Origin of the sequence: Methanofollis sp. (genome assembly GCF_028702905.1) — an archaeon.
Classification (GTDB): Archaea; Halobacteriota; Methanomicrobia; order Methanomicrobiales; family Methanofollaceae; genus Methanofollis.
Genome location: NZ_JAQVNX010000014.1, coordinates 1 through 23347, shown reverse-complemented (window position 1 = coordinate 23347; position 23347 = coordinate 1). Strand labels below are relative to the sequence as shown.

Sequence of the window (23347 nt, the reverse complement as noted above, 5' to 3'; positions counted from 1 at the left end):
CCGCACCAGAGAGTTGAACATCATCGCAGCATTGAGGAGGTTCTCGTCCATCCCGATGCCGGCAGATTTTTTCAGTGTGTCATGTTGCGGGGCAGGGAGCACCCTTTTGCCCACTCTGACGCCCGTACAGTTTTTACAGTAAGCGCAGTGACTGTAGACAGAAACCTCTCCCGTAGCGCAGGTCACGGTTACCCTGCCTTTTTCAGTATCGCGGTGGAACTCCAGTGTTTTCATAGGACACTGAGTGTTTGTACAATCAGGAATTTGAGGGTGTCGATACTCCAGTATAAACCCCGCGGACCAGAGAGCAGATGGATATCGAAATGGTTTATATAGATCGATGCCCAATATATGATACTCGCTTCAATCCGACTGTGTAAACAGTCCCATATTTGAGTGGAGGATAACCAATGGCAACCGAAAAACCACACATGAACCTCGCTGTCATCGGGCACATCGACCACGGCAAGTCGACTACCGTCGGTCGCATTCTCTTCGAGACAGGAGCCGTAGCGCCTCATATCATTGAGGGATTCAGAAAGGAAGCCGAATCCAAGGGCAAGGGTACCTTTGAGTTCGCATGGGTCATGGACAGTCTCAAGGAAGAGCGTGACCGCGGTATCACGATCGATATCGCTCACAAGCGCTTCGACACGGAGAAGTACTACTTCACCGTCGTGGACTGCCCGGGTCACCGTGACTTCGTTAAGAACATGATCACCGGCGCATCCCAGGCCGATGCCGCACTTCTTGTCGTCGCCGCACCCGACGGTGTCATGGAGCAGACCAAGGAGCACGTCTTCCTTTCGAGGACCCTCGGTATCAACCAGCTCATCGTCGGCATCAACAAGATGGACGCAGTCAAGTACGATGAGAAGCGTTACAACGAAGTCAAGGAACAGCTCTCCCAGCTTCTGAAGATGGTCGGCTTCAAGCCGTCGGAAGTTCCGTTCATTCCGATCTCCTCGTACGAAGGGACCAACATCAAGCCGAAGACCAACGAGAAGACCCCGTGGTACACCGGTCCGTCGGTCATCGAAGCACTCAACGCGCTCAAGGAGCCCGAGAAACCCACGAGCCTTCCGCTCCGCCTCCCGCTTCAGGATGTCTACACGATCTCCGGCGTCGGCACCGTGCCTGTCGGCCGTATCGAGACCGGCATCATGAAGAAGGGAATGAAGGTCTCCTTCATGCCGGCAAATGTGAACGGCGAAATCAAGTCCATCGAGATGCACCACGAGGAAGAACTCGAGGCGCTTCCGGGTGACAACGTCGGCTTCAACGTCCGTGGCGTCTCCAAGAACGAGATCCGCCGTGGCGACGTCTGTGGTCCCGTCGAGGCTCCGCCGACCGTTGCCGAGGAGTTCACCGCACAGATCGTCGTTCTTCACCACCCGAGCGCGATCACCGTCGGTTACACCCCGGTCTTCCACTGCCACACCGCACAGGTCGCCTGCACCTTCACCGAACTCGTGAAGAAGCTCGACCCGCGCACCGGCCAGGTCAAGGAAGAGAACCCGACCTTCCTCAAGACCGGCGATGCAGCGATCGTCAAGATCCGCCCGACCCGCCCGATGGTCATCGAGAAGATCAAGGAGATCCCGCAGCTCGGCCGCTTCGCGGTCCGTGATATGGGATCGACGATTGCCGCCGGCATGTGCATCGACATCCAGGCAAAGCAGATGAGATAAGTCAGTCAGTGGGTGAAGTCAATGCAAAAAGCCAGAATACGCCTTTCAGGGACGGACTACGATAAGGTTGAGATGGTCTGCGACAGGATCAGGGAAATCGCTGAGAGGACAGGCGTGAATCTGGCAGGGCCGATCCCTCTGCCCACCAAGAAGCTTGTCGTCCCGATCCGGAAGAGCCCTGATGGCGAGGGAACAGCGACCTGGGATCGCTGGCAGATGCGCGTGCACAAGCGGCTCATCGACATCGACGCCGACGAGCGTGCTCTCAGGCAGCTGATGCGTATCCAGGTGCCGAAGGATATCGGCATCGAGATCGTGCTGGAGAGTTGATGCTGTGAGCGGCACCTCCGCCGCCGGATTTGCCATTCGAATCCAGAAATCTCTCTCATTTGAGAGACTATTTTTTTTTATCTTCGTGCTTGCGGCGGTCCTGCGGTTCGCATTCCTGGATCTCAAACTCTTTCACCACGACGAGGCCATCCACGCGTGGTTTTCGTACAAACTCCTGACCGAGGGCACCTATATCTACGACCCCTCGTATCACGGCCCTCTCCTCTACTACGTGACGGCCGGGATGTTCGCCCTTTTCGGCGACTCCGACCTTGTCGGCAGGCTTGTCCCGGCGTTTCTCGGCACCATGGTCGTGGCCCTGGTGTACCCCCTGTACCGCCTGGGATATCTCGACCGGATGCAGGCGCTGGTCGCGGCCCTGTTCCTTGCGATCTCGCCGAACATGGTGTATTTCTCACGGTTTCTCAGGAACGACATCTTCATTCTCTTCCTGACGTTCGTCCTTCTCCTCGCCCTGATCCTCTACTTCGAGCGGGGCCAGGTGCGGTACGCCGTCCTTGCAGGACTTGCGGCGGGCCTCGGCATCTCGTCCAAGGAGAACATGCCGATCGTGCTCGGCATCTTCGCGGCGTACATCCTGTACCTCCTCTGGACACAGAAGGTGAAACTCCGGAAGGGGTGGATACGCGACTTCGTCCTGGGCATCCTGGTCATGGGCGGGGTGATCGCCATCTTCTACTCGTCCTTCGGCGCCAACCCCGAGCGGGTGCTCACCTGGGTGCCCGACGCCGTCGGTCACTGGTGGGCGATGCACGAACAGGAAAGGCTCGGCGGCCCGTTCTTCTTCTACATCATCTTCTTCCTGCTGTACGAGCTGCCGATCTTCGCCCTTGCCATTGTGGGCACGGCCCGGTTTATTCAGAAGGGGCGAAAGAAGGCGGAGACGGCGGTCCAGAGCCTGCACGAGGTCGTCGAGACGTCCCTTGCACAGATCAACGGCCACGTGCCCGTAGCCGCCGATCCCCCCTTCGACAAGAAAGAGGAGTTCTTCAGGTTCTGTATCGTCTGGATGGTCCTCTCGCTTGTGGCCTATGCCTATATCGGCGAGAAAGTGCCCTGGCTCATCGTCCACCAGCTCCTGCCCCTCATCTTCGTCGCCACCTACGCGATGACGAAGAAGAAGGCGGTGGTTGCCGTAGTGTCGAGCATCTTCCTGGTGCTCGCCCTCTGGCATGTCGCCTATGTCCCGGCCGACGTGAACGAACCGATCGTGCAGGTCCAGAACTCCGAGGACATGCGGGAGGTGATGGCCCTGATCGACGCCTCGAACGCGACGGCGATCGCCTCCGATCGCTACTGGCCGCTGCCGTGGTACTACCGCGGCGACCGGGCGGCGAATCTGAGTTATTACGGGCGGAAGATCGATGAGAGCACTTTCAAGAACGGAAAGTTCGACGTGGTCATCGCCTCGGACCAGGAGAGTTATGATTCTCTCCCGGGTTTTGAGAAAAAGACCTACAACCTCAACTACTGGTTCTCGTGGTACGACAACAAGGACCGTCTCCTCCAGTATTACGTCCTCCGCGACGGGAAGATGGGGAACATGAAGCTCGATGTCTTTACGAGAAACGTGACATCGGCCTGAATCCTTTTTTTTTGCAGAGGGGGGATGACCCTCTCCCTCCTCGGGATCTGTGTCCGATCTTTCCCGGCCTTATCCTATGAATGGAGTGCCTGGGGACCACCATGTCTCCGGTTGCGGGGGCGGGGACGGCGGCGGATCGGTTTCACGTGCCGGAGGACGACGTCACCGAAACCCCCTCGGGATAGACGGGGAATTGTCGTCACGGTCCACTGATTCTTCGTACTCTCTCCTGATCCATCTCCCGTCCCGCGCTCTTCCATCCCTGCCCCTATCCTGATGTAGGGGTCTGGGGGGCCTTGCCCCCCGGGGCCTGATTGAGGGATGGCAGTTGTAAGAACGTTGCAGGGTCAGAATACCTGTGCCGGGGGGCTGCCGCTCGAAAATCAAAGATTTTCTCATGCTCACTTCGTTCGCACCCCTCATCCCCCCGCCATTAGGAAGTGGTTATCTCCCCCCGGAATTTCCTGTTCACTCTTCCCTGGCCCTATCCGCAGTTTGAGTGACGACCAGAGAAGGTCGAGAAAACCATGGCCGGGCGAACGAAGTGAGTTCGAGAAACCGAAACGACAGGTAGCAATCGAAAACACAGACCAGAAAGAGAAACAGGCAAAAAAGAATAGAGAGACGAGGTCTCCCTGGCCGACTGATGGTAAATATGGTTTATCCCAGTTCGTCCCACTTTCTCCGGCCCCTGAAGTGGAGCACACCGGCGACGATGAGGACGATCAGGACACCAGCACCGATATAGAGCGGGAGGTTCCCGAAGTTGAAGGAGAAACCCTCGCCGACCTCCTGGCGGACCTGCGTCCCCGTGGTGAGAGTGGAGTTCGCCTTCTGGTAGGCCTCGCTCGCCTTGATCCTGGCAGAGTTATAGTCCTTCGCGTTCATCTTCTCGTTCGCCGCAGAGAGAGACTGGGCCGCGAGGTCGCGCTGGGTCTTGAGGTTGATCACCCGCTGGTCGGTGCTCATCTTCCTCTCCACCTCGAAGTAGGTGATGATCCCGTCGATCTGGCCGATGGTAGTCTGGGTGTCCGTGATCGCCTTCTGGGCCCAGGCCTGGGAGAGTGCGGTCTCTGCAACGGCCATGGCGTCCTGCGCTGTGGTCAGGTCCTTCTGGGCCGCCGCATAGTCGGAGGTCGCCTCGGCACGGTTGATCGCGGCCTTCGCCTCTTCGTACTTCGTCTGGGCCGCCGAGGTGTCGACGCCAAGGGAGATCTTCTCGTCGATGTCGGCCTTGAGGGTGTTCAGGCGGGTCTTTGCCGTGCCGATGTTTGCCTGGACATCCTGCGGGTTCACGACCGTCCGCTTGATCACGTACTCGGTGCCATCCCGGACCCTGTAATTGGCATCGACCTGCCTGTACCTGGTGATAATCTTCTCCTGGGTGCTCGTCACCTTCGGGACAGTCCCCTCGAAGTCGACGATAAGGGCCTCGTCGCCCTTATACTCAAGGAGCCACACGCTGAGCCGGAGATTGCGGCTGGAAGAGACCGTCGGTTTGCCGCCTGTCGTGTCCTTGCCGTCGACCGAGACATAGTACGTCCACTTGATGTTGTCAAGGTCGGAGTAGAACTCCAGCAGGTCGTCTTCGTACTTGTCGGCCGTCTCCTTCGGCGTTATCTTCATGGAAACGGTCACTTTCTCGCCGGGGGTGAGATCTCCCGATGACGGACTGACCGCCGGATTTCCTGAAACCGTGTAACTTGACGCTGCAGTTGCCGCCTGGACGAGACAGGCGACAATGAGAAGCCCGATCAATACCTTTGTTATCGTCCTCATAGTCCTCACTCAAACAATGGATCGACATCGGAGTCATCGAACATCGAAGAGCGCTTCTTCGACTGGATAACATCCTCTTTCGTCTGCTTTGCAATTTCAAAGAGTTCGCGAACCCGCGGGGCCTCGCCAATGGTCGCAAGGACGACCACGGCCGCGACATAGTTGCTGGCAACCGGATAGTCGCCGCCACGGACCTCGACACCGGCGATGTTCTCCTCGACCCAGCTCTTCGCCTTCTCGACACCTTTCCGGTCCATCTCTTCCGGGTTGCCGGCGACGAGAACAAGCGCACGCTCCGCAGTCGAGTAGTCGCAGGGGAGGGTCAGACGCCCGAGCATGGCCCGGCGGACGAGGGCGATGATCTTCGCGGACTTGTCCTCGCCGGTCAGCATCTCCTCGGCCTGCTCCTTGTTCGAGAACGTATTACGCAGGCCCCCGAAGAACCCTTTCTTCTGCTTCGTCCGCTCGCTCACGACCTCGGTGACGGCATAGCCGACACTCGTGATCCCGCCGCCGCGGAGGGTGTTGATCACCTCGGACGAATCGACGACCATCTCGCCGACGCCGGCCTTGCCGACCTCGCCGGCACGGAAGAGGACGCCGAAACGCCTGACGATCTCGTCGTTCAGACGGGAGTACGCGGTCTTGACGCTCTCGCCCTCGTTCTTCCAGGCGGCATTGTCGAAGACGAAGACGTTGTCGGCCTCGTTGACAAGCGTGGAGAGACTGCGTGCCGCATTGTAGGTGTACAGCCTCCCCTCTTCCGGCGCGGGGATGAGACCGAGCGCGTAGACAGGCTCACGGTAGATCCTCTTCAGGTGCCGGGCGAGCACAGGGGAGCCACCCGACCCGGTTCCTCCGCCAAGACCGGCGACGATGACAAAGGCGTCGACGTCATGGGTGCCGCGCGTGTCGATCGCATTGATGACCGAGTCGATCTCGTCCGCGGCGATCCGTGCGCCGGTGACGTTGTCGGTGCCCACGCCGTGCCCCTTGACCACTGTCTGGCCGATGAGAATCCGATCTTTAAGTTCGATATGCTTTAGCCCCATCAGGTCGGTGCGGGCGGTGTTGACGACGATGCCCCTGAAGTTATTCGAGCCGGACACTCTGTCCTGCTCGATAAACATGTCAACGACCTTCCCGCCAGCCTGACCGAATCCTATGAAAAATACCCTCATTCAGTTACACCATCCAGTCGGCTCCATATGTATAAGGACACTATTGCTGGTATCTAGCTAATAGTAAAGTTCTCCCATGAGTTCAAAAACTTTCTTATGCGCTTTCGATGATACACAGTATTGCAGATTATGGATATTTGTATTCTCGGAGGGGGCTTATCAGGCCTTGTCGCCGCCCTCTCCCTCTCTGATATATCTGAGGTCACGATCCTTGAAAAAAGACCGGTCCTCGGCGGCTGCCTCGCTTCATATCACCGCGGGGACTCCTGGGTCGAAGAATATTACCACCACTGTTTTGCCGGGGACGAGCACCTCTTCGCCCTCCTCCGCGACCTCGGGCTCTACGAGAGTCTCGAATGGCTGAAAGGATCGACAGGCTACTACGTGGACGGAAAGATCCATCCTCTGACCTCCCCGATGGAGATCCTCCGCTATCCCCACCTCTCCTTTTTCGATAAATTCCGCCTGGGCATGCTCACTCTCAGGGCAAAGCACCTCGACCTCGGACCTCTGGACGCGGTGCCGGCGGTCGACTACATCAGGGAGCATCTGGGCGACCGGGTCTACACCTCCTTCTTCGAGCCCCTGCTGCGGAGCAAGTTCGGGGAGAGGCGGCACGAGGTCTCGGCGGCGTGGCTCATCTCCAGGATCGCGATCAGGTCTGACCGCGGCGTCGAGGGGGAGAGGCTCGGGTACCTGAAGGGCGGGTGGCACCAGGTCATCGACGGGATGGAAGAGAAGCTCCTCGACAAGGGGTGCACGATCGAGAAAGGGACGCCCGCAACCTCGATCAGACGCGAGGGGGAGAAATGGCTCGTCAATGATCGGCCCTTCGATGCCGTGCTCGCCACCATACCGCCGCAGGAGGTCGCACGCCTCAGCGGGATCGGGGAGTTCGCCCCTGTGCCGTACCAGGGGGCGGCCTGCATGACCATCGGTCTCGACCGCGACGTCTCGAAGGGTATCTACTGGCTGAACATGAAGGACCAGGCGCCGTACGGCGCCGTCGTCATGCACACGAACTTCGCGCCGCGGGAGCGTTACGGCGAGGATATCGTCTATCTGGCCTCGTATTTCAGCGACAGGCCGGCGCCCGGACTGAAAGAGACGATGCTCGCCGATTTCTGCCGCCGGTTCTCGGTGCCGGAGAGTGCAATCCACTGGAGCGAACTTGCGGTGGAGCGTTTCGCCGGCCCGGTCTATACGACGGGTTTCGCCGACCAGATCCCGGCGTACGAGGAGCACGGCCTCTACCTTGCCGGGATGTTCTCGAAGCCCAACTACCCCGAACGTTCGATGGAGGGGTCGATCATCGCCGGGCAGGAGGTCGCCCGGAAGATGACGGAGGCGCTCCGTGGCTGAGGACGGGGTCTCGGTGATCCTGCCGGTCTTCAATGACAGGCCGGCCCTTGAACGGGCTATCCCGGAGTCGGTCGCCGCACTCGCGGCGATCACCGACGCCTTCGAGGTGATCGTCGCGGAGGACGGGAGCACGGACGGGAGTGCGGAGTTCGTGCGGGCATGGCACGAGAAGGACCCGCGCGTCCGTCTCCTCCATGCCGACGAACGTCTCGGCCGGGGGAAGGCACTGAACCGCGCGATCGAGGCCGCACGCTACGAGGTCGTCTGCTACTATGACGTGGACCTGGCGACCGACCTCGCCCATCTCCCCGAACTTGTCGGGGCGATCAGGTCGGGTGCGGACATCGCGACGGGGTCGCGCCTGATGCCCGACTCCGACATCGTCAGGAGCGGCGGCAGGGAGGTCGCAAGCAGGGGCTACAACCTCCTGGTGAGGACGGTCCTCGGGAGCCGTCTCCACGACCACCAGTGCGGCTTCAAGGCCTTCAGGCGGGAGACGATCCTCGCCCTCGTCCCCGGGGTGCAGGCGCCGCACTGGTTCTGGGACACCGAGGTGCTCGTGCGGGGGCAGCGCAAAGGCTATGTGGTGAAAGAGTTCCCTGTGGTCTGGCGGCAGGGGCCAGGGACGACTGTCCGGTTCAAGGACGTCTTCTCGATGGGCTCGCAGATCCTCGGGCTCTGGTGGCAGATCCATGTGGCGAAAAATTAGTGCGGTTGTCATTCCGACCGTCATCGCGGTCGGAATCCTGGCGTACATGCTCTGGCGGGTCTGGGACGACCTTGTGATGACGATCGCCAGCGCCGACCCGCTGTACCTTGCGGCGGCCGTCGTCGTCTGCACGGCCGCCTGGTTCCTGCGTGGCTGGCGGTACCGGGCGGTCCTGGGGGGGCTCACCGTCAGGGTGGGCCTTATCTTCTCGACGGCCTGCATCTTCCTCTCCCAGACGGCGAACCTGATCGTGCCGGCGCGCCTCGGCGACCTTGTGCGTCTCTTTATCCTGAAGCACGAGAAGCTGGCCACCTATTCCCAGGGATTCTCGTCCATCATCGTCGAGCGGGTCTTCGATGTCGTGACCGTCGCTGTCCTCGGCCTGATCGCCCTGCCCTTCGTCCTCGACGTGCCCGACTGGTTCCTGCCCCTGATCGCTGTCCCGATCGTGGGGGGGATCGCCTTCGCCCTCTTCCTCTGGTTCGTGGGCGACCGGCACTCGGAGAACCGGATCCTGGCCGTCGTCTACCGCATGCTCGCGGAGATCAGGGCGGCCTCCCTCAACCTCCAGGCTGTCCTCATCCTGGGCGCCTCGTCCATCGCGATCTGGCTCGTGGACATCGCGGTCTGCGCCATCGTCGTCCTGATGTTCGGGGAGTGGATACCTTTCCCGATCATCGTCCTTGCGGTGGTCGTCGGCAACCTGGTGAAGGCCGTCCCGATCACGCCCGGCGGCGTCGGCACCTACGAGTTCGCCCTTGCCGTCACCTTCGAACTCGCGGGCATGGCCCCGGCGACGGCGACGGTGATCGCGGTCATCGACCACCTGATCAAAAACGGCGTCACCCTGGTCGGCGGCATCGCGTCCCTCTACTACTTCGGCGACTGGTCGGTCTCCCTGATGAAGCGCTCCTTCTCGGAGGGCCTTTCCCGGGAGGAGCTGCGTGAGCCCTGAGGCGCAGGTCCTGATGGTCCTCTCCTGGCTCGTGCTGGTCAAGTTTCTCCAGGTCGCCCTCTGGCCCCGCCTTGCCGGGGCGCTCGGCGAGTATGCCGCACCTGTCGCATACCCGGCGTCGGTCCTCATCTACGGGGCCGTCTCGTGGTACGCCGCCCTCGCGGGGCTTCCGGTGCAGACGGCGCTGGTACCTTTCGTCGTCCTCGCTGCGTACGCGGTATACAGGCGCGAGTACACGCGGGAGGCCCTGCGGTCGGCCCTGATCTGGGACGCCGTTTTCCTGACCTTCTTCGCCGCGATGCTCTCCGCACGGTTCGTCACTCCGTCCATCTCCTTTGCCGAGAAGTTCATGGACCACGCCTTCCTCGCCTCGGTCATGCGTGAACCGGTCGTGCCGCCCATGGACCCCTGGTTTGCCGGCGGGACTCTCGACGTCTACTATTATCTCGGCTACTGGATCGCGGGCGTCCTCGGGGTCACGGCGGGCGTCCCCTCGACGGGGGCGTACAACCTTGCCCTGCCGACGATCGCGGGCGCCGCGGCGGTGGCGGCCTATGCCACCGGTCGTCTCCTGGTCCCGCGTCTTCCCTGGGCCCCGCTCGCGATCTTCCTCCTGGTGAACCCGGCGTTCATCAGGGAGGTCGTCATCGGCACGCCTGTGGCGAAGGTCCTCTGGAACAGCACCCGCGTCATCGACGGGACGATCAACGAGTACACTTTCTTCTCGTTCGTCTGGGGCGACCTCCACCCCCATGTCTCCGGGATCGCTGTCCAGTTCCTCCTCATCTTCCTGATCGCGTACGCCCTCTGCCGCTGGGAGGAGTCGGGGGAGAGGGCGCGGTGGACGGTCGTCGGGCTTTCGGCCCTCGCCCTCGGGTCGATGCCCGCGGTCAACTCCTGGGACGTCCTCCTGTACGCTCCCGCCATCGTCGCCGTCGGTCTCCTGATCTGGCGGCGGCACGGCGACCTGCGCTACCTCCTGGCGGTTCCGCCCCTCGGAATCGCCCTCTATGCGCCGTACTATCTCATGCTCCACGGCGCCGGCGTCAAGGGCCTGGAGTTCGTCACCGCACCGTCGGACCCGGCCCAGTTCCTCTTCGTCCACGGCTTTTTCCTCGTTGTCCTCATCGCACTCCTGATCCCGGAGATCAGACGGATGCCGGCCCTCCTCCTGGTGCCCGTCCCCTTCGCCCTCGCGGGCTACCTCGCGGCAGGGATCGCCGCCCTGCCTCTTGCGGCGCTCCTTTCCCGGCGGAAGGTCTCACCGGAGGCATTCCTCTGCGCCGCAGGTCTCGTCATCGTCATCGTCTGCGAGTTCGTCTATCTCAAGGACAACATGGGGGAGACGTATTTCAGGATGAACACCGTCTTCAAGTGCTACTCGGTCGCCTGGATCCTCCTCGGCACCGGCACCCTTGTCGCGGCGGCAAAGAGGCTTGCAGGGGTGGTCAGGCCCGAGAGGTTCTCCGCCGCACAGTGGCGGACCCTCGGGGCAGTCGCGGCCCTTGCCCTGGTCGTCATCCCCTTCACCGTCCCCATCGGGTACGGCACCGGCACCCACACCCTCGACGGCGCCGCCTGGATCGCGGACGAGCACCCGGGCGATGCCGAAGCGATCGCGTGGCTCAGGACACAGGAGGGAGACCTCACTCTCGTCGAGGCGGTGGAAGGGGACTACACCTACTACTCGCGGGTCTCCTCTTTCACCGGCATCCCGGCGGTTCTCGGTATGCCCGCCCACGAACAGATGTGGCGGGACGACTGGCCGGCGATCGCGCAGCGGAAAAATGACGTGCAGGCCATCTATGAAGACTCGTCGAGAACTCTTTCCCTGATGGAGAAATACGGGGTAACGCACCTGTACGTCGGCGACCTCGAACGCTCGCACTACCGGATCAACCTCCCGACAGAGGGCCTTGTGCCCGCGTATAATGCCGGTGGGGTTACGGTCTATATCAGGCAGTGAAGGAAGGTTTATCAGTTTCCCTGTAGAATTGATATGGTTGCTCAATCACGACTGATGATTGATGAGGGAGAATCTACGCTCCTGAATGAGGTGAGTTATGGCAAAAATATACGTTAAATTCGAAGTTCCGGAGGAAATCCAGAACAAGGCTCTTGAATCGCTCGAGATCGCCCGTGACACCGGTAAGATCAAGAAGGGATCGAACGAGGCCACCAAGTGCATCGAGCGCGGTACAGCACAGCTCGTACTCATCGGGTCCGACGTCGAGCCCGAAGAGATCGTCATGCACCTTGCCCCTCTCTGCGACGAGAAGAAGATCCCGTACCTCTTCATCAGCAAGCAGAACGAGATCGGCGCGGCGTCCGGCCTGAATGTAGGCTCTGCGGCAGCGGCGATCGTCAAGTCAGGCAAGGCAAAAGAGCTCGTCGAAGAGATCGTGAAGCAGGTCAGCGAACTGCGCGCTTGAGGGGGTTTTCAGAATGGCAGACGGAACACCCGCAGAGGTCATTGAAGTCATCGGCAGCACCGGGATGCACGGCGAGGCCATGCAGGTGAAGTGCCGCGTCCTTGAAGGCAACAACAAGGGCCGGATCATCACCCGCAACACCGTCGGCCCCATCCGCGAGGGTGACATCCTGATGCTCCTCGAGACCGAGCGCGAAGCGAAGAAACTTTCGAGGCGGTAAGGATGGTAGAGACGTACAAGTGCAATTTCTGTGGCAAGTCAATAGAGCCGGGAACAGGGAGACTCTTCGTCCGGAAGGACGGGGCTCTCTTCTACTTCTGCTCCATGAAGTGCCACAAGAACTACGATCTCGGGCGTGTCCCCCGTAAGGTCGCCTGGACCGAAGCAGGCCGCAAGGCCCTCGGCAAGGAGTGAACCTGATGGACAGGACCTTCGTGATGATCAAGCCCGATGGTGTCCAGCGCGGCATCATCGGCGCGGTCATCTCCCGGCTCGAGGCCAAGGGTCTCAAGCTCATGGCGGCGCGGCTCACCATGCTCCCTGAGGAGAAGGTCATGGAGCACTATGCCGAGCACGTCAGCAAGCCCTTCTTCCCCTCCCTCAAGGAGTACGTCATGAGCGGCCCTGTGCTCACGATGGTCTGGGAAGGCAAGGGTGCCGTGGCGATTGTGCGGAAACTCGTCGGCGCAACCAACCCGGCCGAGGCCGCACCCGGGACTATCAGGGGAGACTTCGGCATGGAGACCGGCAAGAACGTGATCCACGCCTCGGACTCCGACGAGAGCGCCGCCCGCGAGATTGCAATCCACTTCGCCGGCGACGAGATCGTATCCTACACCAGGATCGACGAACCGGTCCTGTACGAGTAAATAATACCGGGATTTTCCCGGTTTCTTTTTCTCGTCTGTTCTGTACGGTTCTTTTCTTCTTCGCGGTTTTGTGTGCGTGTCTCCACAGGGCCGACTTTGTTAGTGCGGAATCCGGTCAGGTGTGCGCGATGAAATTGTGGAGAGAGAGCAAGCGCCTGCCCTGAAATCTGAAACAGGGGAGAGATCCGATCCACCGCCTTCCCCGAGGAGTGGACCGGGGGCAACAGCCCCCCGGTGGAGACACCGATCCGCCGCCTTCTCCTCCTCTCTCCCCCCAGAAGAGATCCCTCGAAAGGCATTAACCCGGAGAGAACCTACCTTTCTCCATGAGCGGCGACATGCTGAGTTTTGTACTGCTCAGCGTATCATCGATTTTCATCGTCATCAACCCTCTGGCAGCGACGCTTCTCTATGTCTCCCTGACCGAAGGGATGGAGGAGGTGCAGAAAAGGTCGGTCGCCAGGGTGGCGTGCTGGTACGCCCTCGCCGTCCTCCTCCTCTTTGCGATCGCGGGCGGCCTGATCCTGCAACTCTTCGGGATCACCCTGGATGCCTTCAGGATCGCGGGCGGGCTTCTCCTCTTCGGCATCGGCATGGAGATGGTCCACGCGAAGACCTCGCGGACGAAGATCTCGGCGACCGAAAAGTACGAGAGCCAGGACGCCGACGACGTCGGGGTGATGCCCCTCGCGATCCCGATGATCGCGGGGCCGGGCGCCATCACGACGGCGATCGTGCTCACCAACGAGGCGACGTCCTGGAACCCGGTCGGGATCGCCGTCGTGATCGGGGCGATCCTCCTGGCGGTCGGGACCACGTACCTGATGCTCGCCAACTCCGAGAGGATCATGCGCCATGTCGGGCAGCGGGAGTACCGCGCCGTGAACAGGCTGATGGGTATGATGCTCATCGCCATCGCCGTCCAGTTCGTGATCACCGGGATCAAGGCGGCCTTCCCCATCCTGACAGGGGCGGGGCTGTGAAGGTCTGCTGTGCCGGCATGGCGCCCGCCGCCACGGTCGCGGACGGCCTTGCCCGGGCCGGCGCCCTCGCCGGAGAGGCACGGGCCGCCGGGGCCGACCTCCTCGTCCTCCCTGAGCAATTCGCGACCGGGTGGTCGGCCACGGAGCCGCGGGCCGACCCCAGCATCCTCCGGTCCCTCTGCCGGACCGCCGCGGAGCACGGCATCTGGGTCGTCGGGTCGTGCTATGAAGGCTATCTCAGGCCGCGGAACATGGCCTATGCCGTCAGCCCGGAGGGAAGGATCGCCGCGAGTTATGCGAAGGTCCACCTCTTCTCCCCTGACGGCGAGGATGCGGCCTGCACACCGGGCACCGTCCCGGCGACCTTCGAGGCCGGGGGCGTCAGGTTCGCCCTCGCGGTCTGCTACGACCTCAGGTTCCCCGACCTCTTCGCCCACTACGCGGCCTGCGGGGCCGACTGCGTCCTCGTCCCTGCCGCGTGGCCGGCGGTGCGCCTCGCCCAGTGGGACCTCCTCGTGCGGGCGCGGGCCCTCGACGGGGAATATTATGTCGCCGGCGCGAACGCCGGGGCCGGGTCCTGCATCGCCGGCCCGGACGGGGAACTCGTCGGCGAAGAGAGGGGCGACCTCGTCATCGGCGAGATCGACCTCACGAAAATTTCAGCGATGCGGACGGCCCTCCCGGTCGTGAAAGACCGGCGGCCCGACCTGTACGCTGCATGGAAGGAGTGCCTTTGAACGGTAATGAACATATCACCATCAGCCTTGCTACAGACGCCGCCGTGCTCGCCCCCTGGCTCTGGTCCATCCACCCGGCCTGGCTGATCGCCAGCCTCTTCGGCGTCTTCATCGGGGCCCTCGCCCCGGACGCCGACGCAAACGATTCCGCAATCTTCCACACCCGCGTCCCGGGCGGCAGGGGAAAGAGGCTTGTCATCCTCCCTGTCTTCGGCTACGGCATCCGCTACCTGATCTACTACCCGATCTCCCTGCCCTTCATCCTCCTCTGCGGGGAGAGGGGCATGCCCCGGCACCGCGGCGTCCTCCACTCCCTCATCGGCGTCGTGCTGATGACGGCCCTCCTCGGCTTCTATGCCCGGGCGATCGGGGCCATCGTCTTCGCGATACCCTGGGACATGGGCTTCACCATCTTCCTCCTCGGGTTCCTGGGCGGGGCAGTCGGCCACCTCCTCGAAGACTCGTGCACGAAGAGCGGCGTCGCCTGGCTCTTCCCCCTCTCCGACCACCGGACGAGAGGGAAGATCGTCACAGGCAGCGGCGACCAGAGGCCCGCCATCTATGCGGGCGCGATGTGCGCCGCGGCCTTCGGCCTTGCGGCCGCAGGGCCCGCCGGACTCGTCCCGGCCGACCTCTACCCCTGGACAGGCGTCGTTGCAGCCTGTATTCTCTGGCTTCTCTTTCTCGTCACCGCCCGGATAGGGCGGTAGCGTCCCGAATTTTATCTACCCTGACGACCTACTCTCTTCCATGTACCGTCTCTCGTGCATCCACTGCGGTGCCGAATACGCGCCCGGCGAGATCATCTATACCTGCAAAAAATGCGGGCACCTGCTCACCGTCAACTACGACCTTGACGCGATCAGCGTGACAAAGAAGGAGTGGGAACAGCGCCCCCTCTCGGTCTGGCGCTACCGGGAGCTCCTGCCGGTCACCATCAAGCCGGTCACTCTCCAGGAAGGCGGAACACCCCTGTACCACCTTGAGAGGCTTGGAAAGGAACTCGGCCTCCCCCACCTCTATGCCAAACACGAGGGCATGAACCCGAGCGGCTCCTTCAAGGACCGCGGCATGACCGTCGGCGTCTCGATGGCCATTCAGCTCGGCATGAAGAGCGTGGCCTGCGCGAGCACCGGCAACACCTCGGCAAGCCTGGCGGTGTACGCCGCAAAGGCGGGCATCCCGGCGGTCGTCCTCCTCCCGGCAGGGAAGGTCGCCCTCGGCAAGGTCGCCCAGGCGCTGATGCACGGCGCCAAGGTGATCGCGATCCGCGACAACTTCGACGTGGCCCTCGCCCTTGTCCGCGAACTCTGTATCAAGCATGGCATCTACCTCCTCAATTCCATCAACCCCTACCGGCTTGAGGGGCAGAAGACCATCGGCTTCGAGTCGGTCGACCAGCTCGGCGAGGTGCCGGACAGGCTCGTCCTCCCTGTCGGCAACGCGGGCAACATCTCCGCAGTCTACAAGGGGCTGAAAGAACTGGAGACTCTCGGATTCATCGACCGCCTCCCGAAGATGACAGGCATCCAGGCCGCGGGTTCGCAGCCTCTCGTGCGTGCGATCCAGGGCAACCTCGGCGAGGTCGTGCCGGACGAGCACCCGGAAACCGTGGCGACCGCGATCAGGATCGGCGCCCCGGTGAATGCCGAGAAGGCCCTGATCGCCATCAGGGCGACCGGCGGCACCGCGGCATCGGTGACAGACGAGGAGATCCTGGCCATGCAGCGTGCCCTCGCCCGGAAGGAAGGGATCGGCGTCGAACCGGCGTCGGCAGCCTCGGTGGCGGGGATCAAGAAACTCGTGGAGGAGGGAGCGATCGATCGCGACGAGAAGATCGTCTGCGTCGTGACCGGCCATCTCCTCAAGGACCCGGAAACGGTGATAAAACAGTGTCCACCCCCGATCGAGATCGACGCCACCGAGCAGGCGTTGCTCTCTGTCTTGCACTTGTAATCCTGCTGGCGCCTGCCGCGGCCTTCGAGGCGACGGTGACGGTGCTCCCCGGCGGCGATGCCTACCGGGGGGAGGTCACCCTCGTCAACGAGAGTGAATACTCTTTCTGGGAGCCCGGGATGCTCGGGGAGAGGGTGCCCCTTACGGGCAAAAACGTGACGGTCTCCGGGGCGTGCGGGGAGAACTGCACCTACACGCAGAAGAACCGGAACACCATCGCCTTCGAGAAGGGGAATGTGACGGTGACCTACGAGGCCCCGATCACGGAGAAGAACCTCCAGTTGATCTTTACCGAGCCCTCGAACATCACGGTCACCCTCCCTGAAGGTCAGGCCGTCAAAAACCCCCTCCTCGGCCGGGTGAGCGAGGGGGGAGAGGTCTCGACGGAGAATAACACGACCGTGATCGCATTCGACCGCGTGCGCTCTGCCGAGGTGCGCTTCTACGACCCGGCACGGGAACGTCTCCTCTATATCTTCGGGAGTGTCTGGCTCACCGTGGCGGTTGTGCTCCTCTTCCCCTTCCTGCTGATGCGAAGACGGCAGGAGTGAGACAAACTTTTTCTCCAGAGTCCTCTTTTTCCCCTCCCCTGTCAGGCAGATGACCCGACGCCGGGGCAGGGGGCGTTTCATCAGAGCATCACTCTCAGGGCCATACAGGGAAATCAGGATCACGCCTCCATCCGTGCAGCCTCTGCTGTCGGCGAATACCAGGGAGGCCAGACAACAGCCCTGTCGGTTCCCGGACGGTCACGAGACCGCCAGCCCCGGACACGAGGGACCACATATATAATTACCTCCCAATAAAGGGCAATTCAGCAGAAGATTGTGTTGAAAATAAATATATCAAGATTTTTCCAAATAGATACTCTTATAATCAAATGATAACAATAGAAAATATCGCACGAAAGTGACACCAGGACAGCACCTCCGGTACACCCCATGAATAAGAGCAGCAGCACCTCCCGGGACAGAAGGCCGTATCTTCATTACGTGCTGTTCTTCGTTTTTCTGGTCATCAGCGTCACCATCGGTTTTCTCTCGACGATCTCGTACCTCGAAGTGAGGGGCGAGATCGTCGAGGCGTACGAGGAGGTGATGGACCATACCGACGAGATGATCCGCGAGGCCGTCGTCCTGGTCAACAGAGAGGAGGCATACAGGGGAAGGGACTACAGCACGGAGATGGTCGCCATCCTCGACACGTACGTCACAGGGTACACCCCGCCGCCGGACAATGCGTCCCTGCCCGACACCCGGCCGCTGGAGGAACATCTGCACCGTCTGTTCGGCGAAAACACCGCGACATCGGTGCACCTCACCAGAACCACCGAGGTCGCCGACATTGTCAGGTACAGCAGCCATTTCCAGCCCACATGGGAGGTCAGGACGAACTCCGACGGTTCGGTCACCACCAGCGCATACGACCTGACGCCGGACGGGTCCTATCTCCTGGAAGCAGCCGTCATCATCCCAAAGCAGGGCGGGATACCAGCGATCTACCAGCAGGATATCGTCACGAAAGCGCGGGAGGTCAACCCGTTCATGGAATCGGTCAGGGTCTACGACACTGCCGGAGACCTGGTCGTCGACCTCACCGACCCGATGAACACAACGGGGGGTACGCTCGGGCCGGAGATGTTGCAGCAGGCCCTCACGACGCGGGCGGACGTTGCGGTCATGGACGAAGAGACCCACAGGATGACCAGGTACCTCTTCGTCGACCCTGACAGGGGGACAGACGAGAACACCAGGATCGTCGAGGTCACCTACAACCTGCAGGAGAGAGTCGACCACATCAACGCGGTCAAACTGTTCAATATCATCACGGGGGTGCTCGGCGTCCTCTTCGGGGCGCTGGTCGCCCTCGCCTCCTCGTGGTACATCACCCGCCCGGTGGACGCCATCGTGGAGGACGTCGGGATCATCGCACGGGGCGACCTCGACCACAGGATCAGGGCGACAAAAGGGATCGAGTTCGCCCGCCTGGAAGAGAGCGTCAACATGATGGTTGGGCGTCTCAAGGAGACCATCGAAAAGTTGAGGGAGTCTGAGGAGCAGGTCAGGGAGTACAGCGGAGACCTCGAAGAGATGGTGGACCAGAGGACCGGACAACTGGAAGTTGCCAACGAGGAGGCAAACCTCTACATCGACATCCTCCTCCACGACATCAACAACGCGAACACCGTCACCCTCTCGTACCTCGAGTTCCTGAAAGAGTCGGACCTGTCAGACGACCAGAGAGAGTACGCCGGGAAGGCCCTTGCCGGTGCGCACAAGAGCGTCGAGATCATCAGGAATGTCGGGACGATCAGGAAGACCTACGAGAAGAGGACCGACCTTGCGCCCATCTCCCTCGACAGGGTCATCAGGGAGGAGGTCGCCCTCCACCCGGACACGAGGATCAGGTACGACGGTACGGACATCGTGGTGATGGCCGACGACCTCCTCGGGGAGGTCGTCGCCAACCTCATCGGGAACAGCCGGAAACATGGCGGCGACGGCACGGAGATCAGGATCGCCGTCGCCGACCGCGGCGATAAGGTGGAGGTCTCGGTCGAGGACACCGGGCCGGGCATCACTGACGACCTCAAGGACGCCGTCTTCGAGCGCTTCAGGCGCGGGAAGAGCACGGCGTCGGGCACGGGCCTCGGCCTCCATATCTGCCGGTCCCTGGTGACCTGGTACGGCGGGACGATCAGGGCGGACGACCGGGTTGCGGGCCGTCCGGGAGAGGGGGCGGCGATACGGTTCACCCTCAGGAAATATCAGGAGACGGACTGAAGGTAACGGGGGACGGCAATCTCCCTCTTTGGGGTATCGTTTTCGCTCATCCCCGGTTCTATCCTACGATCAGGGGACGACCGAAGAGAGATGGGCATCCTTCTCCGGGCAACGAGCACAGAGGGTATGATCCATTCCGGGACACCGTCTTCGTCCAGCAACCGCTCGTACGCGATTCGGTCAGGTGCGCACAAAAAAAAGATCGATGGACCGGATCCCCGGTCACTCTTCCTTCTTCACGTTCAGGTCGACCCCGAACTTTCTGGCGTTGGCGTCGGCGATCGCCTGGATCTTGGCGATCTCCTCCTCGTTCCGACCAGGCCTGTAGAGGTGGCGGAACCGCTTCTGGACGGAGAGGTAGTCGTCGACGGGCTTTCTGTGGGCGACCTTGCGCACACGCTCGACCTCGCCGTTCATCATCTCGTAGTTCACCCAGAGACCGGTCTCGACCGCGAGGCGGCCGACCGCCATCGTCTGCGAGCCGTCAAAGCCCCAGCCTGTCGCACAGGGGGCGTGGACCTGAATGTAGTTCGGGCCGTGCGTCGAGACGGCGCGCTGCACCTTCTTGATCAGGTCGTTCGGGTAGGCGATCGAGGCCGTGGCCACATAGGTCGCCCCGTGGGCCGCCAGGATCGCCGGGAGGTCCTTCTTCGGCCGCTGGTTGCCGGTCGAGCACTTGCCAGCAGGGCTCGTCGTCGTGTCGGCGTCGTACGGCGTCGCACCAGAGCGCTGGATGCCGGTGTTCATGTAGGCCTCGTTGTCGTAGCAGATGTAGGTGATGTCGTGCCCCCGCTCGAAGGCGCCGGAGATGCAGAGCATCCCGATATCGAAGGTGGCGCCGTCGCCGCAGATGCAGACGACATGCTCGTCCCGCCCCTGCTTCTTGAGGGAGGCCTCGATCCCGGATGCCACGGCCGCGGCATTCTCGAAGAGGGAGTGGATCCAGGGCACGCCCCATGCCGTCTCCGGGTATGGGGTCGAGAAAACCTCCATGCACCCTGTGGAGGCGACGATGATCGTGTTCTCGCCGGTCCCCTTCATAATCAGCCTGGCCGCAAGGGCCGGGCCGCAGCCGCCGCAGGCGCGGTGGCCGCACTCGAAGAGTTCGCATTCCTCGGTCATCTCAGAGCACCTCCGTCCGCAGGCCGAAGAACTGGTCGCCCTCTCCTTTTTCGAGGAGGTCGGCGATCGCCTTGATGTCTGCCTGCCGCACGTCCCTGCCGCCAAGGGCCAGAATATAGCCTTTCACGTCGATCCCGCTGCCGTACAGGGCGTCCCGCACTTCGAGTGCGACCGCACCCTTCTGGCCGAGAGAGATGTTCTTGTCGAGGACCGCAACCTTCGAGACGCCCGAGAGGGTGGCCCTGATCTCCTCGGAGGGGAAGGGGCGGAAGCTGCGGATCTTCAGCAGGCCGACCTTCTTCCCTTCGGCCCGCATCTCGTCGATCGCTTCCCTGACAGTCCCGCAGATCGAGCCCAGCGCGATAAACGCCATGTCGGCGTCTTCAAGGCGGTAGCCCTCGACCAGGCCGGAGTAGTCGCGGCCGAACTTTGCGGCGAACTCGGCGCCGACCTCGGCAAAGACTTCCTTCGCCCGCTTCTGGGCCTGGTCGGTCTCGTACCTGAACTCCATGTAGTAGTCGGGGGTCGCGTACATGCCAAGGGACATCGGCTTCTTCGCGTCCAGGATGGTGACCGGTTTGTACGGCGGGAGGAAGGCGTCGATCGCCTCCTGCGAGGGCATGTCCACCGGTTCGTAGGTGTGCGTCAGGATGAAACCGTCGAAGCAGACCATCGCGGGCAGGAGGATCCTGTGGTCCTCGGCAACCTTGTAGGCGATGAAGTGGAGGTCTGTCGCCTCCTGGTTGTCCTCGGCGTAGAACTGCAGCCAGCCCGAGTCCCGCAGGGAGATCGAGTCCTGCTGGTCGTTCCAGATATTCAGGGGCGCACCGAGGGCGCGGTTTGCGATCGTCATGATGACCGGCTGGCGCATCCCGGCCACATTGAAGCAGACCTCGAACATCAGGGCAAGGCCCTGCGAGGTGGTCGCGGAGTAGACGCGGGACCCCGCGGCGCTTGCCCCGAGGCAGGCCGAAAGGGCCGAAAACTCGCTCTCCACACAGATATACTCGGCGTCCAGTTTGCAGTCGGCGACCATGCTCGCGAGCGCCTCGACGATATGGGTCTGCGGGGTGATCGGGTATGCCGCGACCACCTGGGGGCGGCAGAGCCTGACGGCCTCGGCGACCGCATGGGAACCTTCCAGAATCTCCATCATGTCTTACTTCGCCTCCTGGACGAGTTCGATGTCATCAACAGGGCACTCCTCGGCACAGAGGCCGCAGCCCTTGCAATAGTTATAGTCAGGGTGGTAATAGCCGTCCTCGCCTTCGTACACGCAGCCCTCGGGACAGACGACCTCACAGAGACCACATTTCACGCATTTGTCGTACTTGAAAACAGGCTTGAAGACCCGCCAGGACCCGGTCTTATTGTCCCGCGCCCGGCCCGGTGCGGCGGCGCACCCGACATTCAACCCCATCAGGCCTCACCTTTCACGAGTTTGTAGGCATATTCGGCTGCCGCCACGTTCTTCTCGCCAAGTTTTCCCGGGAAGCGCCGCATAAGGGCCTTCCTGATCGCGGGGAGGGCGATCTCGCCGGTCGCCGCGGCAAAGGCGCCGATGAGCGTGGTGTTCATGATCGGGACACCGAGTTTCTCAAGGGCGATGCCGGTGGCGTCGAGGGTGATCAGCCTGACCCCTTCGGGAACAGCGGCGTCGATCGAGCGTTCTGTATTCACGATCGCGATGCCCCCCTTCTTCAGACCGCCGAAGACATCGACGTCGCGGATCAGGCTGCTGTCCTGGACGATGATGTAGTCGGGCTCATAGACCTGACTACGCAGGCGGATCTTCGCGTCGTTGAACCGGACGAACGCCTGCACGGGGGCGCCGCGCCGTTCGACTCCAAATGCAGGAAATGCCTGCGAATAGACGCCGTCTTCGAATGCAGCGACGGCGATCAGTTCGGCAGCAGTGACAGAACCCTGCCCACCCCTGCCATGGATGCGTAACTCTCTCACTCAGACTACCCCATAGAATTTATCATGATTAATAAATAAGAATCTTGTGCCGGGGACAATCGACCCGGAATCGCGGAAAAAAACCCGCATCCTCCCATGCATATCCCGGGACATCAACGTATCACATAAAGTAAAAACCTCATCGGGTTTCAACCTTCCGAAAAGAAGGAAAAAACAGGAAACGAGAAAATACCCCGGCAAATAATATTCAAGGATCTTTTCGCCTGTCCACCGGGGAAGGGGAGGGAGGCACACGGACTCTTTCCCGCGCGGGGGTCACGGTTCCCTGCACGGCGTCAGAAGTCGACGGAAAGTCCCAGGATCTCCTTTTTCCCGGAGAAGACGTCCCGCGCTACCCGGGCAAGGCCGCGGGCCGCACACCACTCGTCATAGACAGCGACCGGGCGGCCGAGCAACGCGCTCACCTCTTCGGCCACGATGGGCCCCTTCGACCCGGCCAGGGCCACATGAGCCCCGGGGTTGAGGAGGAGCATCGCGGCGCACTCCATCGCCGCGAACATCGCGATCGTCCTGTCCTGCTCCTCGGGCGGGAGGGTGTGGGAGACGCCGGCATGGAGGAAGGCCTCGTTCGCGGTCTCGACCCCCGCGTCGATCCTCCGGATCGCATCGACGTCCAGGGCGCCGTGCTGGGTGCCGGGGGCGAAGACGCAGGCATCGAAGGCGCCGACGATCCGCCCCCCGGAGACCAGGAGGGTGACGGTGTTCGAGGAGGTGTCGCAGACCACGACGTCGGGCCCGAGGTCGTGGCAGACCTCGTAGGCGATCCCGATCTTCTCCGGGCTTGTCTGGTGGGAGTACGCCTTGAACCGGGGATCTGTCGGGGAGCCGCGGTGGATGCCCGGCATCACGACGGCAGGGATGCCGCTTGC

The 23347-nt window shown here is 61.9% G+C and carries 24 protein-coding genes; 17 read left to right on the top strand and 7 right to left on the bottom strand.

From position 1 onward, the window contains the following. Positions 1–410: 410 nt before the first annotated feature. Genes tuf through PHP59_RS03195 form a run of 3 tightly spaced genes read left to right on the top strand, consistent with a single transcriptional unit; the run spans position 411 to position 3627 of the window. Positions 411–1691 carry a translation elongation factor EF-1 subunit alpha gene (gene tuf, locus PHP59_RS03205; protein ID WP_300163495.1) on the top strand — a complete coding sequence of 427 codons (1281 nt, stop codon included), beginning with the start codon at positions 411–413 and terminating at the stop codon, positions 1689–1691. Positions 1692–1712: 21 nt separating this feature from the next. Continuing rightward, complete coding sequence (gene rpsJ, locus PHP59_RS03200) at positions 1713–2021, top strand: 30S ribosomal protein S10 (RefSeq protein WP_067052113.1); 309 nt, start codon at positions 1713–1715, stop codon at positions 2019–2021. Positions 2022–2025: 4 nt separating this feature from the next. Continuing rightward, positions 2026–3627, top strand: coding sequence for a flippase activity-associated protein Agl23 (locus PHP59_RS03195; RefSeq protein WP_300163490.1), 1602 nt, complete (start codon positions 2026–2028; stop codon positions 3625–3627). A gap of 660 nt (positions 3628–4287) precedes the next feature. Here PHP59_RS03195 and PHP59_RS03190 read toward each other — a convergent pair. Further along, a complete protein-coding gene (locus PHP59_RS03190) occupies positions 4288–5406 on the bottom strand; it encodes a hypothetical protein (RefSeq protein ID WP_300163487.1) in 1119 nt (372 codons plus the stop codon). Positions 5407–5411: 5 nt separating this feature from the next. Then, the gene (locus PHP59_RS03185; protein WP_300163484.1) at positions 5412–6587 is read right to left on the bottom strand and encodes a tubulin/FtsZ family protein; all 1176 of its coding nucleotides are present in this window, start codon (positions 6585–6587) and stop codon (positions 5412–5414) included. A gap of 129 nt (positions 6588–6716) precedes the next feature. Here PHP59_RS03185 and PHP59_RS03180 point away from each other — a divergent pair, with 129 nt between their 5' ends. The 14 genes from PHP59_RS03180 to PHP59_RS03115 all read left to right on the top strand — a co-directional run bounded on the left by PHP59_RS03180 (position 6717) and on the right by PHP59_RS03115 (position 19373). Further along, entirely contained in the window at positions 6717–7949 is a 1233-nt protein-coding gene (locus PHP59_RS03180; protein WP_300163481.1) for an NAD(P)/FAD-dependent oxidoreductase, read from the top strand. Further along, positions 7942–8658 carry a dolichyl-phosphate beta-glucosyltransferase gene (locus tag PHP59_RS03175; protein WP_300163478.1) on the top strand — a complete coding sequence of 239 codons (717 nt, stop codon included), beginning with the start codon at positions 7942–7944 and terminating at the stop codon, positions 8656–8658. Before PHP59_RS03180 ends, PHP59_RS03175 begins: the two co-directional genes overlap by 8 nt. Then, a complete protein-coding gene (locus PHP59_RS03170) occupies positions 8642–9613 on the top strand; it encodes a lysylphosphatidylglycerol synthase transmembrane domain-containing protein (RefSeq protein WP_300163475.1) in 972 nt (323 codons plus the stop codon). Before PHP59_RS03175 ends, PHP59_RS03170 begins: the two co-directional genes overlap by 17 nt. Then, positions 9603–11579, top strand: coding sequence for a DUF2298 domain-containing protein (locus PHP59_RS03165; protein ID WP_300163472.1), 1977 nt, complete (start codon positions 9603–9605; stop codon positions 11577–11579). The genes PHP59_RS03170 and PHP59_RS03165 overlap by 11 nt, the downstream gene beginning before the upstream one ends. Positions 11580–11676: 97 nt before the next feature. After that, positions 11677–12045, top strand: coding sequence for a 50S ribosomal protein L7Ae (gene rpl7ae / locus PHP59_RS03160; protein WP_067052131.1), 369 nt, complete (start codon positions 11677–11679; stop codon positions 12043–12045). Positions 12046–12058: 13 nt separating this feature from the next. Then, positions 12059–12265 (top strand): 30S ribosomal protein S28e, encoded by a 207-nt coding sequence (locus PHP59_RS03155; RefSeq protein WP_004039246.1) that lies wholly within the window; start codon positions 12059–12061, stop codon positions 12263–12265. 2 nt (positions 12266–12267) lie between these two features. Next, positions 12268–12459, top strand: a complete 192-nt coding sequence (locus PHP59_RS03150) for a 50S ribosomal protein L24e (protein ID WP_300163461.1) — start codon at positions 12268–12270, stop codon at positions 12457–12459. 5 nt (positions 12460–12464) lie between these two features. Further along, entirely contained in the window at positions 12465–12914 is a 450-nt protein-coding gene (gene ndk / locus PHP59_RS03145; RefSeq protein ID WP_300163458.1) for a nucleoside-diphosphate kinase, read from the top strand. Between the two features lie 326 nt (positions 12915–13240). Next, positions 13241–13897 carry a MarC family protein gene (locus tag PHP59_RS03140; protein ID WP_300163455.1) on the top strand — a complete coding sequence of 219 codons (657 nt, stop codon included), beginning with the start codon at positions 13241–13243 and terminating at the stop codon, positions 13895–13897. Next, positions 13894–14634, top strand: a complete 741-nt coding sequence (locus PHP59_RS03135; RefSeq protein ID WP_300163452.1) for a nitrilase-related carbon-nitrogen hydrolase — start codon at positions 13894–13896, stop codon at positions 14632–14634. Before PHP59_RS03140 ends, PHP59_RS03135 begins: the two co-directional genes overlap by 4 nt. After that, a complete protein-coding gene (locus tag PHP59_RS03130) occupies positions 14631–15344 on the top strand; it encodes a metal-dependent hydrolase (RefSeq protein WP_300163449.1) in 714 nt (237 codons plus the stop codon). The genes PHP59_RS03135 and PHP59_RS03130 overlap by 4 nt, the downstream gene beginning before the upstream one ends. Positions 15345–15384: 40 nt before the next feature. Then, positions 15385–16590: a threonine synthase gene (thrC, locus tag PHP59_RS03125; RefSeq protein WP_300163446.1), complete on the top strand. Its 1206-nt coding sequence runs from the start codon at positions 15385–15387 to the stop codon at positions 16588–16590. Then, positions 16527–17141, top strand: a complete 615-nt coding sequence (locus tag PHP59_RS03120) for a DUF5803 family protein (protein WP_300163443.1) — start codon at positions 16527–16529, stop codon at positions 17139–17141. Before thrC ends, PHP59_RS03120 begins: the two co-directional genes overlap by 64 nt. Positions 17142–17582: 441 nt before the next feature. Then, entirely contained in the window at positions 17583–19373 is a 1791-nt protein-coding gene (locus tag PHP59_RS03115; RefSeq protein WP_300163440.1) for a HAMP domain-containing sensor histidine kinase, read from the top strand. Between the two features lie 222 nt (positions 19374–19595). Here PHP59_RS03115 and PHP59_RS03110 read toward each other — a convergent pair whose 3' ends face one another. The 5 genes from PHP59_RS03110 to PHP59_RS03090 form a co-directional block, all read right to left on the bottom strand. Continuing rightward, positions 19596–20495, bottom strand: a complete 900-nt coding sequence (locus PHP59_RS03110; protein WP_300163437.1) for a thiamine pyrophosphate-dependent enzyme — start codon at positions 20493–20495, stop codon at positions 19596–19598. 1 nt (position 20496) lies between these two features. Beyond that, positions 20497–21651 (bottom strand): pyruvate ferredoxin oxidoreductase, encoded by a 1155-nt coding sequence (gene porA, locus PHP59_RS03105; RefSeq protein WP_300163434.1) that lies wholly within the window; start codon positions 21649–21651, stop codon positions 20497–20499. Between the two features lie 3 nt (positions 21652–21654). Then, positions 21655–21915: a 4Fe-4S binding protein gene (locus PHP59_RS03100; protein WP_300163431.1), complete on the bottom strand. Its 261-nt coding sequence runs from the start codon at positions 21913–21915 to the stop codon at positions 21655–21657. Continuing rightward, on the bottom strand, positions 21915–22457 hold the full coding sequence (locus PHP59_RS03095) for a pyruvate ferredoxin oxidoreductase subunit gamma (protein WP_067052158.1): 543 nt from the start codon (positions 22455–22457) through the stop codon (positions 21915–21917). The genes PHP59_RS03100 and PHP59_RS03095 overlap by 1 nt, the downstream gene beginning before the upstream one ends. A 296-nt stretch (positions 22458–22753) precedes the next feature. Continuing rightward, the coding region (locus PHP59_RS03090; protein WP_300163422.1) for a methanogenesis marker 12 protein at positions 22754–23347 on the bottom strand (594 nt) is incomplete at its 5' end.

Excerpts from the sequence above, each read along its gene's own strand:
- PHP59_RS03150 (WP_300163461.1), top strand. The coding sequence starts at position 12,268 with ATGGTAGAGACGTACAAGTGCAATTTCTGTGGCAAGTCAATAGAGCCG.
- PHP59_RS03110 (WP_300163437.1), bottom strand. The coding sequence starts at position 20,495 with ATGACCGAGGAATGCGAACTCTTCGAGTGCGGCCACCGCGCCTGCGGC.
- PHP59_RS03190 (WP_300163487.1), bottom strand. The coding sequence starts at position 5,406 with ATGAGGACGATAACAAAGGTATTGATCGGGCTTCTCATTGTCGCCTGT.
- PHP59_RS03185 (WP_300163484.1), bottom strand. The coding sequence starts at position 6,587 with ATGAGGGTATTTTTCATAGGATTCGGTCAGGCTGGCGGGAAGGTCGTT.
- PHP59_RS03170 (WP_300163475.1), top strand. The coding sequence starts at position 8,642 with ATGTGGCGAAAAATTAGTGCGGTTGTCATTCCGACCGTCATCGCGGTC.
- thrC (WP_300163446.1), top strand. The coding sequence starts at position 15,385 with ATGTACCGTCTCTCGTGCATCCACTGCGGTGCCGAATACGCGCCCGGC.
- PHP59_RS03180 (WP_300163481.1), top strand. The coding sequence starts at position 6,717 with ATGGATATTTGTATTCTCGGAGGGGGCTTATCAGGCCTTGTCGCCGCC.
- PHP59_RS03100 (WP_300163431.1), bottom strand. The coding sequence starts at position 21,915 with ATGGGGTTGAATGTCGGGTGCGCCGCCGCACCGGGCCGGGCGCGGGAC.
- PHP59_RS03155 (WP_004039246.1), top strand. The coding sequence starts at position 12,059 with ATGGCAGACGGAACACCCGCAGAGGTCATTGAAGTCATCGGCAGCACC.
- rpsJ (WP_067052113.1), top strand. The coding sequence starts at position 1,713 with ATGCAAAAAGCCAGAATACGCCTTTCAGGGACGGACTACGATAAGGTT.
- ndk (WP_300163458.1), top strand. The coding sequence starts at position 12,465 with ATGGACAGGACCTTCGTGATGATCAAGCCCGATGGTGTCCAGCGCGGC.
- rpl7ae (WP_067052131.1), top strand. The coding sequence starts at position 11,677 with ATGGCAAAAATATACGTTAAATTCGAAGTTCCGGAGGAAATCCAGAAC.
- PHP59_RS03140 (WP_300163455.1), top strand. The coding sequence starts at position 13,241 with ATGAGCGGCGACATGCTGAGTTTTGTACTGCTCAGCGTATCATCGATT.
- tuf (WP_300163495.1), top strand. The coding sequence starts at position 411 with ATGGCAACCGAAAAACCACACATGAACCTCGCTGTCATCGGGCACATC.
- porA (WP_300163434.1), bottom strand. The coding sequence starts at position 21,651 with ATGATGGAGATTCTGGAAGGTTCCCATGCGGTCGCCGAGGCCGTCAGG.